We start from the raw sequence: 13,279 nt of genomic DNA on the forward strand, positions 1-13,279 counted from the left end.
CTCAAAACCTTAAAAGCCATTACAATATCACAAAATTTTAAACGCTTTTTCTAAATCTATACTGCCCTCGTAATATGCCTTGCCGACAATCACGCCTGCGATTTTGCCGCTGTTTTTGCACGCCAAAATGTCGCTAATGTTCTTCACGCCGCCACTAGCTATCGTATCAATCCCGCTAGCTTCGGCGATTGCTTCTGTGAATTCCACATTTACGCCACATAGCATGCCATCTTTACCTATATCCGTGCAGATTATCGCGCTAACTCCCGCTCCTGCGTAAAGCTTAGCCAAATCGGTCGCTTTAATGCTACTCACATCTGCCCAGCCCTCGGTTGCGACCATGCCACCAAGCGCGTCGATTCCTACGACGATATTGTATTTTGGCGACATTTCTTTGACAAAATTTGGATTTTTTAGCGCAACTGAGCCTAAAATAAATCTATAAACGCCCAAATTTTGGTAGTCTTTTATGCGCTTTTCATCGCGGATTCCACCGCCCACTTCGACCTTTAAATTTGTCGAATTTACGATTTTCTCAATCGTTTTGAAATTTATCGGCTCTCCTGCAAACGCTCCGTCTAAATCTACTAAATGCAGGTATTTCGCCCCAAAATCTTCGAATTTTTTGGCTAATTCCCAAGGGGTTTTTGAATAAATTTTAGCACTCTCCATTTCGCCCTTGCTAAGGCGCACAGCAAGGCCCTCTTTTAAATCAATCGCAGGTAAAATTTCCATTATAACTCCGTGAAATTTTTAATTATTTTTATGCCATTTTCGTGGCTTTTTTCGGGGTGTGGCTGGAAGCCAAAAACATTTTCTTTGCAAACTGCGCTAGGAAATTCATACCCATACGCCGTCTTTGCTAGGATAAATTCTTCATCGCAAAGCGCGTGATAAGAATGCACGAAATACGCATAAACAGAGCTTTCAAGTCCCGAATTTATCGGTGTTTGCCTTGTGAATTCCAGCGTGTTCCAGCCCATGTGCGGGACTTTTAAACTCTCGCTAAATTTGCTCTCATCAAATTTCACCACTTCGCCACTAATTATCCCAAGCCCCTCACTCGAACCAAATTCCGCGCTTTTGTCAAAGAGAAGTTGCATACCAAGGCAAATTCCCAAAAAATACCGCCCACTTGCGACAAATTCTCTTATTGCTTCATCTAAATTTGCGCTTTTTAGTTTAGCCATTGCTTCGCCAAACGCCCCAACGCCAGGAAGGAGAATTTTATCGCATTTTAAAAGTTTTTCAGGCTCACTCACTAGCTCAAATTTCGCCCCACAAAAGCTAAGGGCGTTTTTCACGCTTCGTATATTTCCAGCACCATAATCAACAATTCCTATCAAAATCAATCCTTATTTAATTTATGGTCAAATTCCGGCACAATCTCTTTGAGTTTGCTTGCAACTTCGCAGTTTTCGGCATTTACAAGCTCTGAAATTTGCAAATTTAACTTTTCTAAATCGTATTTTGTAAAGCTTGAAACAAAGATCGATTGATATTTCGTGCTTTTATCGTTTTCGTTGATCAAAAGCTCCTCGTAAAGCTTCTCGCCGGGACGAAGACCGACAAATTTAATCCCAAGCTCCTCTTTTCCGGCTAACTGCAACATGCGTTTGGCAAGGTCTGCGATTTTGACAGGTTCGCCCATATCAAGGACAAAAAGCTCCCCGCCTTTGGCGATTGAGGCCGCTTGAAGCACTAGCTGACAAGCTTCGCTAACTAGCATAAAATACCGCACGATATCAGGGTGCGTAACGGTGAGTGGCTCGTTTACTTCGATTTGGCGTTTAAATTTCGGGATTACGCTTCCGCTACTTCCTAGCACATTTCCAAATCTCACAGCCACGATTTGAGTGGCTTCATCGCTCGAATTTAGGCTGTAAAGCTCGCAAATTCGCTTTGTCGTGCCCATGATATTTGTAGGGCGCACAGCCTTATCAGTGGAGATTAAAACGACCTTTTTAACGCCATGTTTTTTGGATAAATCCACGACATTTTTCGTGCCAAGGACATTGTTTTTCACCGCTAAATGCGGATTAAATTCGCAAAGCGGCACATGTTTATACGCTGCTGCATGCACCACGACATCAGGCTTAAATTCGGCAAAAATTTCATCGAATTCATCGCGATAAACGATATTTATCATTTTTAATTCGTTGCGAGAATCTGCGTTCGTGGCTTCGTTGATTTGATAAAGGTTAAATTCGCTATGCTCGACCATAATCAGCCGTTTTGCACCGAAATTCAAGCATTGTTTGCAAATCTCGCTTCCTATCGTGCCACCTGCGCCAGTTACTAAAACGACCTTGCCGTCGATGAAATTTTTAATCGCCTCTTTATCCAAATCCTTTGGTTTGCGCGCGAGCAGGTCTTCGATCGAAATGTCGCGGATTTTTTTCTGCTCGTTTTCTAGTAGCGAAAATAGCTTGATATCTTTTAGCCCATACGCGATTAGCTCGTCGTAGAGCTCTTTGAGATCTTCTGGGTGCAGTGAAAGTGCCACGATAGCGGTTTTGGCGCCACTTTCTTTTATCATTTCTGGGATTGTGCTTTTTGCGCGCACGACGAAATTTTCGCAGTATGTGCCCACTAACTCTTTTCTGCCATCGACGACGCCCACAGGATAGTAGTTTATGTGGTGTTGGCGCATACCTTTTAGCACATGCACAGTTTTGCTAGTCGCGCCCACGACGACGCATGGTTCATTGGCGTTAGAATTTGACTTTTCGTGGAGCAAAAACATGCGTTTTGAGATTCTTACGCCACTGATTAAAATAAAGCAAATCGCCGCATCTATGGCAATCACAGAGCGCGGGAAGGGGTTAAAAATCTTTTCCATTAAAAAGAAAATCGCCAAAAATGTCAAAGCCGTGAAAATGTGCGTGTAGAAAATTTTGCGCGCTTCGTAAAGCCCGAAAAATCGCCACGGCACAAGGTAAATTTTCATAAACCACAAATACGCAATGCGAATAGCGGTGATTAGGGTCGCGCTTAGTAGCAAGCCTTTGTAAAATTCGTTTGGGATATCACCGCTGAAACGAAGCACAAAGGCGATTGCGACGCTAAAAATCGAGATTAAAATATCTAAAATCAGAAAAAATGCGAAGCGTTTAAGCTTGGTCGGTCTAAAAATCATAAGCTTTTCTTTACAATTTCGGCGACTTTTGCGATCTGCTCGTCGCTCATATCGCTTCCGCTTGGCAGACAAATTCCGCGACTAAATAGATCCTCGCTCGTGCCATCAACCACGCTTAATGCGCCTTTGAAAACTGGCTGCATGTGCATTGGCTTCCATAGCGGACGGCTTTCGATATCGGCTTTATTTAGCGCGTCGATTACGCGTAAGTGAGCATTTTTTTCTTTGAAAACCAAGGTTGTAAGCCACCTGTTTCCGCGTGAATTTTCGATTTCTGGCATAAACTCGGCGCAGTCTTTTAAAAGCTCACTATAAAGTGCGAAAATTTCTCTTTTTCGCTCGACGCGTTTTTCCAAAACTTCCATTTGTCCCACACCAATCGCGCCCAAAACATTGCTTAATCGGTAGTTATATCCATAATCCAAATGCTCATAATGCAAAAGTGGCTCTCTGGCCTGCGTGCTATAATACCTTGCTTTGGCGATTAAATTTTCATCATTGCTAATAAGCATTCCGCCGCCACTTGTGGTGATGATTTTGTTGCCGTTAAAGCTTAGCGCACCACACGCGCCAATCGTGCCAAGTGCCCTGCCCTTGTAAAATCCGCCAAGTGCCTCAGCTGCGTCCTCGATAACGGCGATATTTTCATTTTCGCAAATCTCCATTATCTCGTCCATTTTCGCAGCCTGTCCGTAAAGGTGGGTCGGGATTAGGGCTTTTGGTTTTTTGGGCGCTAGTTTGATTGCCTTTTTTAGAAGCTCAGGGCTTAGATTCCAGCTTTCGTCGCTATCGATTAGCACAGGGACACAACGCTCATAAAAGATTGGATTAAGGCTCGCCATAAAGGTAAAAGTCGATCCCAGCACCACATCGCCGTCTTTTATGCCTAGCGTTCGCAATGCCAGATGAAGTGCGGCTGAGCCGGCATTTAGCGCGAGAGCTGATTTCGCGCCAGTGTAATCGCAAACTGATTTTTCAAATCTATTAACATACTCGCCAAGTGGTGCGATGTAGTTGCTTTCAAAAACTTTTTTTATGTATTCTAGTTCGTTTCCGCCCATATTTGGGGGGCTTAAAAATATTCTTGCCATTTTCTCTCTTTCGATGAAATTTATAAATTTAGCCTAATTTTTAGGCGATTTGCAACCAAAAAATTGCAAATTTAAAAATTTAAAAGCCGTTATTTTACCACTTTTAAATAAATTTATGATTTTTATTTTTGCTGTTTTGTAAAATTTGCAAATTTATAAATTTTGCTTTTTATAAACTAGAAATTTGTAAAAATTTTTTCGAAATCAGCCATAAGATGAGTGTCCCACCCGCCAAATTTTTTGCATTTATTAAATTTTAGGCTGGATAGATAAAATGAGGATTGAATTTTATCATTGTAACCACTTACTTGCTCATTAGGTGGGCAAGGATACCCATCCTACGATACTGTTATGTCAATTATAGTCCCGTCTATTCCTATATGCAATACTTTATCACTATTATATAAAACATATATATCATCAATCCAATCGCCTATTTTATCATATTTTGAAGATTTAAATTTATTTTCATCATCTTCTTCATTGCTTTTTTCAATTTTAATATTCCCAAATATTTTTGTTAGATTATTTATTTCATTATACCTACAAGGCAATATCTCATCTCCAAATTCACTCACTACTCCAAATTTATCATTTTTTTTAACATAAACAATCCTTGTAGATAATTTATCATAAATACAAGGTATAATTTCAATTCCATTATTATCACTAAAACCTAATTTATCATCTTTTCTATCTACCACATAAAATTTGCAATCTGTTGTAATTAACATATAAAATTTGCTATCTTTTTTCACAGATATGCCATTAAATTCATCAAAAATACATTGATAAACTTCATTTCCGTTTTTATCAATAAAACCGAATTTATTATTTTGTTTAACCAAAATAAGGCTGTCTTTAAAATTGCGAATTTCATCATAAACACAATCTATAACTCTTGGATATTTTCTATCAATTAAACCATATTTATTTTCTCTTTCAACCAATAAAAATTCATTGTTAAATTTCTGAATATCACTATAAGAAAAAGAAGCATAAATACAAGATATAATTTCATTGCCATCTTTATCAAGTAGTCCATATTTATTTTTTCTTTCAACCAATAAAAATTCATTGTTAATTTTCTGAATATCACTATAAGGAAAAGAAGCGTAAATACAAGATATAATTTCATTGCCATCTTTATCAAGTAGTCCATATTTATTATCTTTTCTAGTTAGAATAAAATCTTCATTAAATTTTTTAATCTTATCATAAATACAAGATATGATTTCATTCCCATTTTTATCGATAAAACCAAATTTGCCGTCTTTTTTGACTTTTATATAATCATTGAATTCTTCCAATTCGTCATATATATGACGAGTAATATTATCTCCATTTTTATCAATAAGTCGAAATTTATTATTTTTTTCAAGCAGTGTAAATTTATTATCAAATTTTTTGATTTTATCAAAATGACAAGGAACAATTTCATTTCCGTCTATGTCAATAAGCCCAAATTTGTTATCTTTTTTAATCAATATAAACTTATTATCAAATTCTTTAATTTCAGAAAAATCGCAAGGAAGAACGCTGTTTCCATTTTTATCATTAAGTCCAAATTTCCCATCTTTGCAAATCTTTTCATAACCACAACAATAACCATAAGATTTTGGAGCTCGAGGTGGTCTATAAACCGTTCTATTTCTTTTGTCATTTTTTTCATCAGAATCGCCAAAGAAAAAATCCCAAATATCTTTAAAAATACCCATGCCATGTCCTTAATAAATTTCTTTTCAGCATAATTTTCTCCTTAATTTTGATTTTCTGTTTTTATTTTTTTCCTAAGAAGCGATATTATTATTGTGCAAGGAATAGTAACCCTAAAAGCAGGACTCGCAATATCTATGAGTGTCCAAAGACCAAGTATAGCCCAACCAGCAGGACCGGTTACGATAGATGCACCTCTTGTTAAGGCAGCATTTCCTGCTAAGCTAATACCTCGATTAAATACTAATTTCCATATGTAGTTTGTAAATATTAAAAGAGCTTGATATGATGCAAAACCACCAGCATTGAAAATTGCGATAATTGCACCTAAACTTATTTCTCCTTTAATGTTAATGCCTTGTTTTGCAAATTCTTCTTTTAATTCTCGTTTTTGTTTTTCATCCATATTATCTAAACTAATTTCTAAAATTTTATTCAAAAAATTCATTTCAATAACATCTACATCTGATTTTTTATTATAATTTACTTTCAATTTATCGCAAACATCACATAAAATTTCCCTATAACATACACCGTGTCCCCTAAATATGTTTGCAATAGTATTGCCACCAAAATGTTGAAACTCTTCTATTATACGCCTATAATATTTTTGATAGTCATCACCATATTTCTTATATTCATCGCTAATACTTAAAGTTTCAGCTAATCTTTCCCCTTGTCCTTTTGGATTACGAATAAGCAAATCAACCAAGTCGCTTAAATCTTTTGAACTTAATTTTCCTAAAAATTCTAAATCTTCATCATAAATATACGCCATAAAATATCCTTTTGTAAAAATTCTATTCACAATACCAATGATCAAGTAAGCAATTTTAAAAAACTATAACTAGCAAATGCTAAATAAAATCCTTTTCATTGCTTTTTAACTCATTTAAAGTTTTTGCTATGTTATCTCTATTTGCTCCGTCTTTTTTATTTAAAATTTCTAAAAAATCTTGTAATAAATTTTTATGTATCATAACCCAAGTTCTTGTTTTACCAATATTTGGGTAGCCAATATCATTATGTTTGCCGTCTATGCCGATTAGCCACCTAATACAAACCGATTTTCTTCTATTTGTATCCTTTTTATTGATGCCAACAGCCACTACAAATTCTTTATTTTTATCACAAAATAAAATTTTAAAGTCAGTTTTATCGTTTTCGAACGGATAACTTGGTTCAATTTCGTTGTTCATCTTTTTCCTTTCAAAAAATTTACCAATTATACCAAAAAAGCCTAACATTTATGCTTTTTAAAAATAGCTAAATATTATGCTGTTAGATTTTAAAAACATTTTTTATAAGCTTTTTCGCAAAAAAAGTAGGTGAAAAATGACAAAACGAGATATTGCGGGGTTTCTTGGTGTAAATGTGCAGACTTTGCGAAACTGGAAAAAGACTAGACCGAATTTGTATCGCGTCATAATGCAAGGACTGGCGATTGATGATATTATCGCTAAAAGCAAACAAAACCACGATGAACTCTGCAAAATAGCGAAAAAATTCGATAAAGAAAACTAAAATCTCACAAAATTTTACACTCGTTTATATTTTTAAAATTGTCCTTTTTGATAGAAAGTGTTTGCGCTCATTAAGCCTTTGGTGCTTACTTAATCTCATTTCGTCCGCAATAAACTTCTCGCACAATTTATCCAAGTTATCACTATGAAATTTTTTGAAATAATAAATAGCAAATTTCACTTAATTTCATACGAAATTAAATTTATTAAATTCTTTTAATTATTCTCGCTGGGCTGCCGTAAGCTAGACTAAATGGGGCGATATCTGAGATGATGACGCTTCCAGCCCCTATGTATGAGCCCTCGCCGATATTTATGCCCTGGATCGCGCACGAGCCGATCCCAAGCCACACGCCACGCCCGATTTTGGTATTTCCAGCCACGCTCACGCGCGGGCAAATGTGGCTAAACTCGCCCACTACGCAATCATGCTCGATTACACAAGCCGAATTTAAAATCACTCCGTCGCCGATAATCGCATCTGCATTTACCACGACATTTGGCATGATAACCACGCCACGCCCGATTTTAGCTGTGGGCGAAATCACGGCAGTTTCGTGTATAAGCGTGGCGATTTCAAATCCTGCTTCGCTGACTTTTTTTTGCAAATTTTCTCTGATTTTGCAATCGCCGATTGCGATTATAACGGGAAATTTCGGCAAATCAGGGCTAAATTTCAACTCGCCGTTGTCGTCTAAAAAAACGATTTCTTTATAACCTGCACTTTTTGCGACATCTGCTACGACCTTGCCATGACCGCTTGCGCCGTAAATATAAATTTTAGTTTTTTCCATTGAATTTCTCCGTTGTCGCCATACCGTCTTTATTAACGCCGTCTTTTTTGATAACTTTTTTTATGGTTAAAAGTGCGATTTTCAAATCTAGCGCGAAACTTAAATTTTTAGCGTAATGCGTGTCGAATTCAAACTTTTTTTCCCAGCTAATGGCATTTCGCCCATTTACTTGCGCCAACCCCGTTATGCCCGGTCGCACGCTGTGGCGAAGTTTTTGCTCTTCGTTGTAAAGCGGCAAATATTCGGGCAACAAAGGTCTAGGACCTATAAAACTCATATCGCCTTTTAGGACATTGAAAAGTTGCGGAAGCTCATCAAGGCTTAGGGCGCGGATTTTTTTGCCGTATTCGTTCAGGCGCAGTTCGTCGCTTAAAAGTTCGCCGTTTTCGTCTCGCTCGTCGCTCATGGTTTTAAATTTGTAAATTTTAAATATTTTTTCGTTCAGACCCGGGCGAGATTGCGTAAAAATCGCACTTTTGCTGATATTTTTGCGGATTAGACAATATGTTACAATCATAAGTGGCGAAGTCAAAATTATCAAAAAAAGTGCGCCAAAAAAGTCCAAAAATCGTTTGAAAAATGCCCTATACATCGATAAATTTCCTGTAAATTTCAATATATTTTTTCGCTATGATTTTCTCATCGTAGTTTTCGACCACCATTTTGCGCCCAGCTTGCCCCATTTTGTGCGCCAAACTCTCATCATCAAGTAGCGTTTCAATTTTTCTAGCCAAATCGCTCGCGTTTCTAACCTTGCAAATTAGCCCATTTACGCCATCCTCCACAGCCTCGATACAGCCACTCACATCGCTTACCACGCAAGGCCTACTCATACTCATAGCCTCCAAAACGGTGCGCGGAAAGCCCTCTTTGTAGCTTGGAAGCACGAAAATATCACACGCCTTGTAAAGCTGCGCCACATCGTCTCTCCACCCTAGCCAAACGACATTTCCCGAGCGCAAAAACGCCTCATCAGCCGAGCTTTTATTCCCTGCAAAAACATCGCCTGCGAAAACAAAACAAGCGTCTTTGCGCTCTTTTAAAATTTCAGCGGCTTTGTAAAATTCGGCAATTCCTTTATGCCACAGCGCACGACCGCTCATTAGCACGATTTTTTTGCCCTTTGTAATCTCGGGCAGGCTCGCGCGCTCGTGAGCAAATTCAGCGAAAATTTCGCTATTTACGCCGACACTTTTAATGCGAAAAATTTTATTCTCGCTAATAAGTCCGCGAGAGAGCATATAATCAGGGTCGCTATCATTGACAAAAATGCAACCTTGACTTTGCGCAAACGCCCTTTTATAGAGCATTTCAATGCTAAATTTGACCATGCGAGATTTAAGGTCAGTGTCGATATAAAAGCTTCCCAGACCCTCGACTAAATTTAACACACGCGAAATTCCAGCCTTTTTGGCTGCAAATGTGCCAAAAACATTTGATTTGTGCGCCGAAGTTTGCAAAAAATCCAAATTTAGCCCTTTTAAAATCCCAGCTAAATTTGCCGTATTTTGCGATACTTTGAGCGGATTTAAACTAGCTTTGTCTAAATCATAATTAACGCTAATAAATTCTTTTTCCAAATTCGCCGTATAATTTCCGCATGGAGCTATCGCAAAAACCTCGTGACCAAGACGCTGTAACTCCCGCATAATGGGCGCTCTGAAAAAATAAATACTCATATCAGAGTGTGAAAGGAAACCAAATTTCGCCATTTTATTTCTTTAATCTATAAACTTTCACAGCTGGGCTCATGACCACAGGCTCGAAAAGATCGCTTTTATAGCGTTCTAGCACAAAAAGCTGAATATAGGTCGAATTTAGCATTTCTCTATCAAGTAGCAAAAATCTGCCATAATCCTTCATATAAATTATCGAAAATTGCGCCGAACTATCGACTTTGATCTCTTTGACTTCGAGTTTGCCACTAGCGTTGTGGCTGGTTTCGAAAAATGTATTTATCGGAAATTTATTGCCCTCGGCCTCTATGCTAAGCAAGTTATTTGCGATTTTGATACCATTATCCATAGTTATACCGCTCTCGTCTTGCCAAAACCTTTCGCTAGCAATGAAAATTTTATCTTTTTTCATTTTGCCTGTGGTTATGTCGATGTTCGAAAACTGCGACACGGTCGAGAGTATACTCATCATGCGATCTGGCAAGACATAATAAATATCGCGAGTTTTAGCTGGTGTTTTGAAATCCGGCAAGCTTAAATTTAACAAAAACGCATTGAAATCATCGAGCTTGTAATCAGCTAAAATTTGCTTTATTTTATTTGGAAATTTCTCGGTGAAATTTCGCTCTGTGTATTCGACATCTACGCGCGCCATGTGCGCTGAGCTGTATTGATCAGCCAAAAGCGCGAAGCTTACCGGGTAGTTGTCGTTGCCTAGGTGCTTGCCGCCGTCGATTAGGGTTTTGACATCGGAATAATACCTTATGACATATCCATAATCCCACCACGCAAGCGCGTAATCCTCGCGATCGGCGATAGTTTTGAGCTTGTCTAAAACCTCAACCTCGCTTTTGAAAAACACAGTCTCGACGGTGTATGCTTTGATGTGTTGCCACGCTGGATAAAGCGCCAAAATAGTTAAGGCTAGCAAGATAATACGAGCGGCAAATTTTGGCAGATTTAGCCGTTTTACCGAAAAATACAAAATATACCCAAAGCTTAGCCCCATTACGCCCACAGCATAAATGGTAAATCTAAGCCCAGCTTTGTTTGCCGCAAAGCCCAAAAGCAAAAGTGGCAGTGAGAGCAAAAACTCTTTGTGCCTAAAACACAGCACCACATACCCTACGCACGCCACCACGAAGACAATCACGCTCGAACTAATTCGGCGCATGAAGACCTCTTTTGGCACGAGGCCACTTTCTTGGATAGTTTGATTGACATTAAAAAAGTGAAAAACCGTGTCAGGGTTATCTGCAAATGAACGGAAAATGTAAAATTTAGCCTGGAAAATAATCGGATTTAATCCACCGCAATAAACAAAAATCGCAAAAACTAAAATTCCCACACCAAGCAAAATTCTCAAATTTACAAGCTCTTTTTTGTATGCAAAAAGATAAAAAATCGCCAAAAAAAGCAAAATTTTAGCGTATAGATTAAACATACAAATCGCTAGCAAAAATATAATTATCGCTTCATAATTCACCAAATTTTTGCGCGCAAAAATCAGCGTGTAGAGCACTAGCGCGCCTAACATCATCGCATTTAGCGAAAAGCTAGACGGATACCACCACAGATAAAAAATCCCAAATGCGCCTGTAAAAAATAGCGCCCTAGCATCGCCCTTGGTGCAAACCCTGATAAACGCCCACAAGATAAACATCGGCAAGACGATATTTAGCATATCGGTATCATAATACCCAGCCATTGTGCGGTTGTAGTAGCTGTTTGCCACGCAAGCAACTAGCGCGCCGATAAATCCAGCCCTAAGAGCGCGGAATTCAGCCGAAATGAGCAAAATCGGCACGACGATAAGCGATGAAAAAACAACCGGCATATACAAAAATAGGGTTTCTAGCGAAAATGGCGTAATCTGCGCTAATAACGCGGTTAGCTTGGCTAGGGGAAAATCAATGTAGCTTAAATCATTTTGCTGATGAAATCCAGCCAAATAATCCCTCGTCCCCTCAGCAAAGGCATAGCCGTCATTTGTGTTGATCATGATTTGATTATTCCACGAAAGTATGTGAGAGTATTCACTCGCCCAATACACCCAATACAGCCTAAAAATCACGCTCACGCCGTAAGCTAAAACAATCAAAATTAACAAATGTTTGGAGAGTTCAAAATTTTTGATAAATTTAAAAACGCCGCCTTTTTGTTGTGGCAAATTTGCCCCATTTTGCGTGTTTTGCGCGCTATTATTCACCCCTATATCCTTTATCGATCTCTTCAATTTTTAAGATTAAATCTTTGCTTATCTTTTTTTTGTCAAAAAAAGCGGCTCTTATTTTAGCCTTTTTTTCATAAATTTTTACAAATTCAGGCTCATCGATCGCTTTTTGCATAGCTTTTATCGTGCCCTCTTCATCATTTACGCCGACTAAAACACCCCACTCATCATCACCCAAAAGCTCCCTTGCGCCACTTTGATGATCGCTAGAAATGACGAGTTTTCCACACGCCAAAGCTTCGATTAACGCGTTTGAAAAGCCCTCAAAAAGGCTAACGAAAACGAAAGCATAGCATTTTGACATATATTTATAAGGATTGTTATCAAAACCGAGCAGTTTTACTCTATTTTCTAGCCCAAGCTCGTTTATTAAATTTTGCAAACTCTCACGCAACACGCCATCGCCTAAAATCAGCAAATCTTTATCGCAGTTTTTAAGCTTTGCATAGGCGCGGATTAAAAGCTCGTGATTTTTCCCGGCATCAAGTCTGCCAACGCTTAGGAAAAACGGCTTTTTTTGCTCTATGCTCTCTTGCGATTTTTGCGCGATTTCATCTAAATTTAGTGCATTGTATAAAACTCCCATTTTAGCTGGATTTATGCCAAAATTATCACGCAAATCACACAAATTCCCAAGCGAATTTGGATAGATAAAATCAGCTTTCGGATAGAGCCAACGAAGTAAAAATTTGCTGATTTTCGATTTGAAATTCGGCTCCTTATAAAGCACGCTTGGCGTCGAACACTCGTTGATTATCAAAGGTTTTTTATCGCCAAAAATTCGCGCAAAACCAGCCACATAACAAGGACGATTCATCCACACAAAGTGAATATCAATGCCTAGTTTTTTGCATAAATTTTTATATTTTAGCCCTAAAAATGGTAGCTTTATTAACTTTTTCAAGCCGTTTTCAAAAGGGGCAGATTTTTCTATGAAATGCACCTGCACCGAATTTGGAATTTCATAAAAAATCCTATCGTTCATCAAAATCAAATGCACTTCGTAAGCCTTGCAAAGCTCGGGTAAAAGGTTGCTCACGACCCGCTCAGCCCCACCACCAGCCATAGAATAAATAAATACGCTCAATTTTTTCATCGCTTAATCAC

The 13,279-nt window shown here is 38.2% G+C and carries 13 protein-coding genes; 1 reads left to right on the plus strand and 12 read right to left on the minus strand.

What is annotated here, in order from left to right; translation table 11 throughout:
• Positions 1 to 27: 27 nt before the first annotated feature.
• The 7 genes from hisA to OFO12_RS00125 form a co-directional block, all read right to left on the minus strand.
• A complete protein-coding gene (gene hisA / locus OFO12_RS00095) occupies positions 28 to 735 on the minus strand; it encodes a 1-(5-phosphoribosyl)-5-[(5-phosphoribosylamino)methylideneamino]imidazole-4-carboxamide isomerase (RefSeq protein ID WP_270869021.1) in 708 nt (235 codons plus the stop codon).
• Positions 735 to 1,346 carry an imidazole glycerol phosphate synthase subunit HisH gene (gene hisH, locus OFO12_RS00100; RefSeq protein WP_270861924.1) on the minus strand — a complete coding sequence of 204 codons (612 nt, stop codon included), beginning with the start codon at positions 1,344 to 1,346 and terminating at the stop codon, positions 735 to 737. Before hisH ends, hisA begins: the two co-directional genes overlap by 1 nt.
• A 2-nt stretch (positions 1,347 to 1,348) precedes the next feature.
• Positions 1,349 to 3,139, minus strand: a complete 1,791-nt coding sequence (locus tag OFO12_RS00105) for a polysaccharide biosynthesis protein (RefSeq protein WP_270869022.1) — start codon at positions 3,137 to 3,139, stop codon at positions 1,349 to 1,351.
• Positions 3,136 to 4,230: a UDP-N-acetylbacillosamine transaminase gene (gene pglE / locus OFO12_RS00110; protein ID WP_270869023.1), complete on the minus strand. Its 1,095-nt coding sequence runs from the start codon at positions 4,228 to 4,230 to the stop codon at positions 3,136 to 3,138. Before pglE ends, OFO12_RS00105 begins: the two co-directional genes overlap by 4 nt.
• A 338-nt stretch (positions 4,231 to 4,568) precedes the next feature.
• The gene (locus tag OFO12_RS00115) at positions 4,569 to 5,948 is read right to left on the minus strand and encodes a WG repeat-containing protein (protein WP_270869024.1); all 1,380 of its coding nucleotides are present in this window, start codon (positions 5,946 to 5,948) and stop codon (positions 4,569 to 4,571) included.
• 41 nt (positions 5,949 to 5,989) lie between these two features.
• Positions 5,990 to 6,724, minus strand: coding sequence for a DUF3944 domain-containing protein (locus OFO12_RS00120; protein WP_270869025.1), 735 nt, complete (start codon positions 6,722 to 6,724; stop codon positions 5,990 to 5,992).
• A 79-nt stretch (positions 6,725 to 6,803) separates the two neighbouring features.
• Positions 6,804 to 7,145, minus strand: coding sequence for a hypothetical protein (locus OFO12_RS00125; RefSeq protein ID WP_270869026.1), 342 nt, complete (start codon positions 7,143 to 7,145; stop codon positions 6,804 to 6,806).
• 136 nt (positions 7,146 to 7,281) lie between these two features.
• Between OFO12_RS00125 and OFO12_RS00130 the strand changes: the two genes are divergently transcribed.
• Positions 7,282 to 7,470 (plus strand): hypothetical protein, encoded by a 189-nt coding sequence (locus OFO12_RS00130; RefSeq protein WP_270868060.1) that lies wholly within the window; start codon positions 7,282 to 7,284, stop codon positions 7,468 to 7,470.
• A gap of 205 nt (positions 7,471 to 7,675) precedes the next feature.
• Here the strand turns inward: OFO12_RS00130 and OFO12_RS00135 are convergent, their stop codons facing one another.
• From OFO12_RS00135 to pglJ, 5 genes are read right to left on the minus strand one after another with little or no spacing between them, the layout of a single operon-like run.
• Positions 7,676 to 8,263 carry an acetyltransferase gene (locus tag OFO12_RS00135; RefSeq protein ID WP_270869027.1) on the minus strand — a complete coding sequence of 196 codons (588 nt, stop codon included), beginning with the start codon at positions 8,261 to 8,263 and terminating at the stop codon, positions 7,676 to 7,678.
• On the minus strand, positions 8,250 to 8,855 hold the full coding sequence (pglC, locus tag OFO12_RS00140) for an undecaprenyl phosphate N,N'-diacetylbacillosamine 1-phosphate transferase (RefSeq protein ID WP_270869028.1): 606 nt from the start codon (positions 8,853 to 8,855) through the stop codon (positions 8,250 to 8,252). The genes OFO12_RS00135 and pglC overlap by 14 nt, the downstream gene beginning before the upstream one ends.
• Positions 8,848 to 9,975: a glycosyltransferase family 4 protein gene (locus tag OFO12_RS00145; protein ID WP_270869029.1), complete on the minus strand. Its 1,128-nt coding sequence runs from the start codon at positions 9,973 to 9,975 to the stop codon at positions 8,848 to 8,850. The genes pglC and OFO12_RS00145 overlap by 8 nt, the downstream gene beginning before the upstream one ends.
• A gap of 1 nt (position 9,976) precedes the next feature.
• Complete coding sequence (locus OFO12_RS00150; protein WP_270869030.1) at positions 9,977 to 12,148, minus strand: STT3 domain-containing protein; 2,172 nt, start codon at positions 12,146 to 12,148, stop codon at positions 9,977 to 9,979.
• Positions 12,141 to 13,268 carry an N-acetylgalactosamine-N,N'-diacetylbacillosaminyl-diphospho-undecaprenol 4-alpha-N-acetylgalactosaminyltransferase gene (gene pglJ, locus OFO12_RS00155; RefSeq protein ID WP_270869031.1) on the minus strand — a complete coding sequence of 376 codons (1,128 nt, stop codon included), beginning with the start codon at positions 13,266 to 13,268 and terminating at the stop codon, positions 12,141 to 12,143. Before pglJ ends, OFO12_RS00150 begins: the two co-directional genes overlap by 8 nt.
• Positions 13,269 to 13,279: the final 11 nt, after the last annotated feature.

The sequence above is a fragment of the Campylobacter sp. JMF_04 NA10 genome (genome assembly GCF_027737655.1).
Taxonomy (GTDB): Bacteria; Campylobacterota; Campylobacteria; order Campylobacterales; family Campylobacteraceae; genus Campylobacter_B.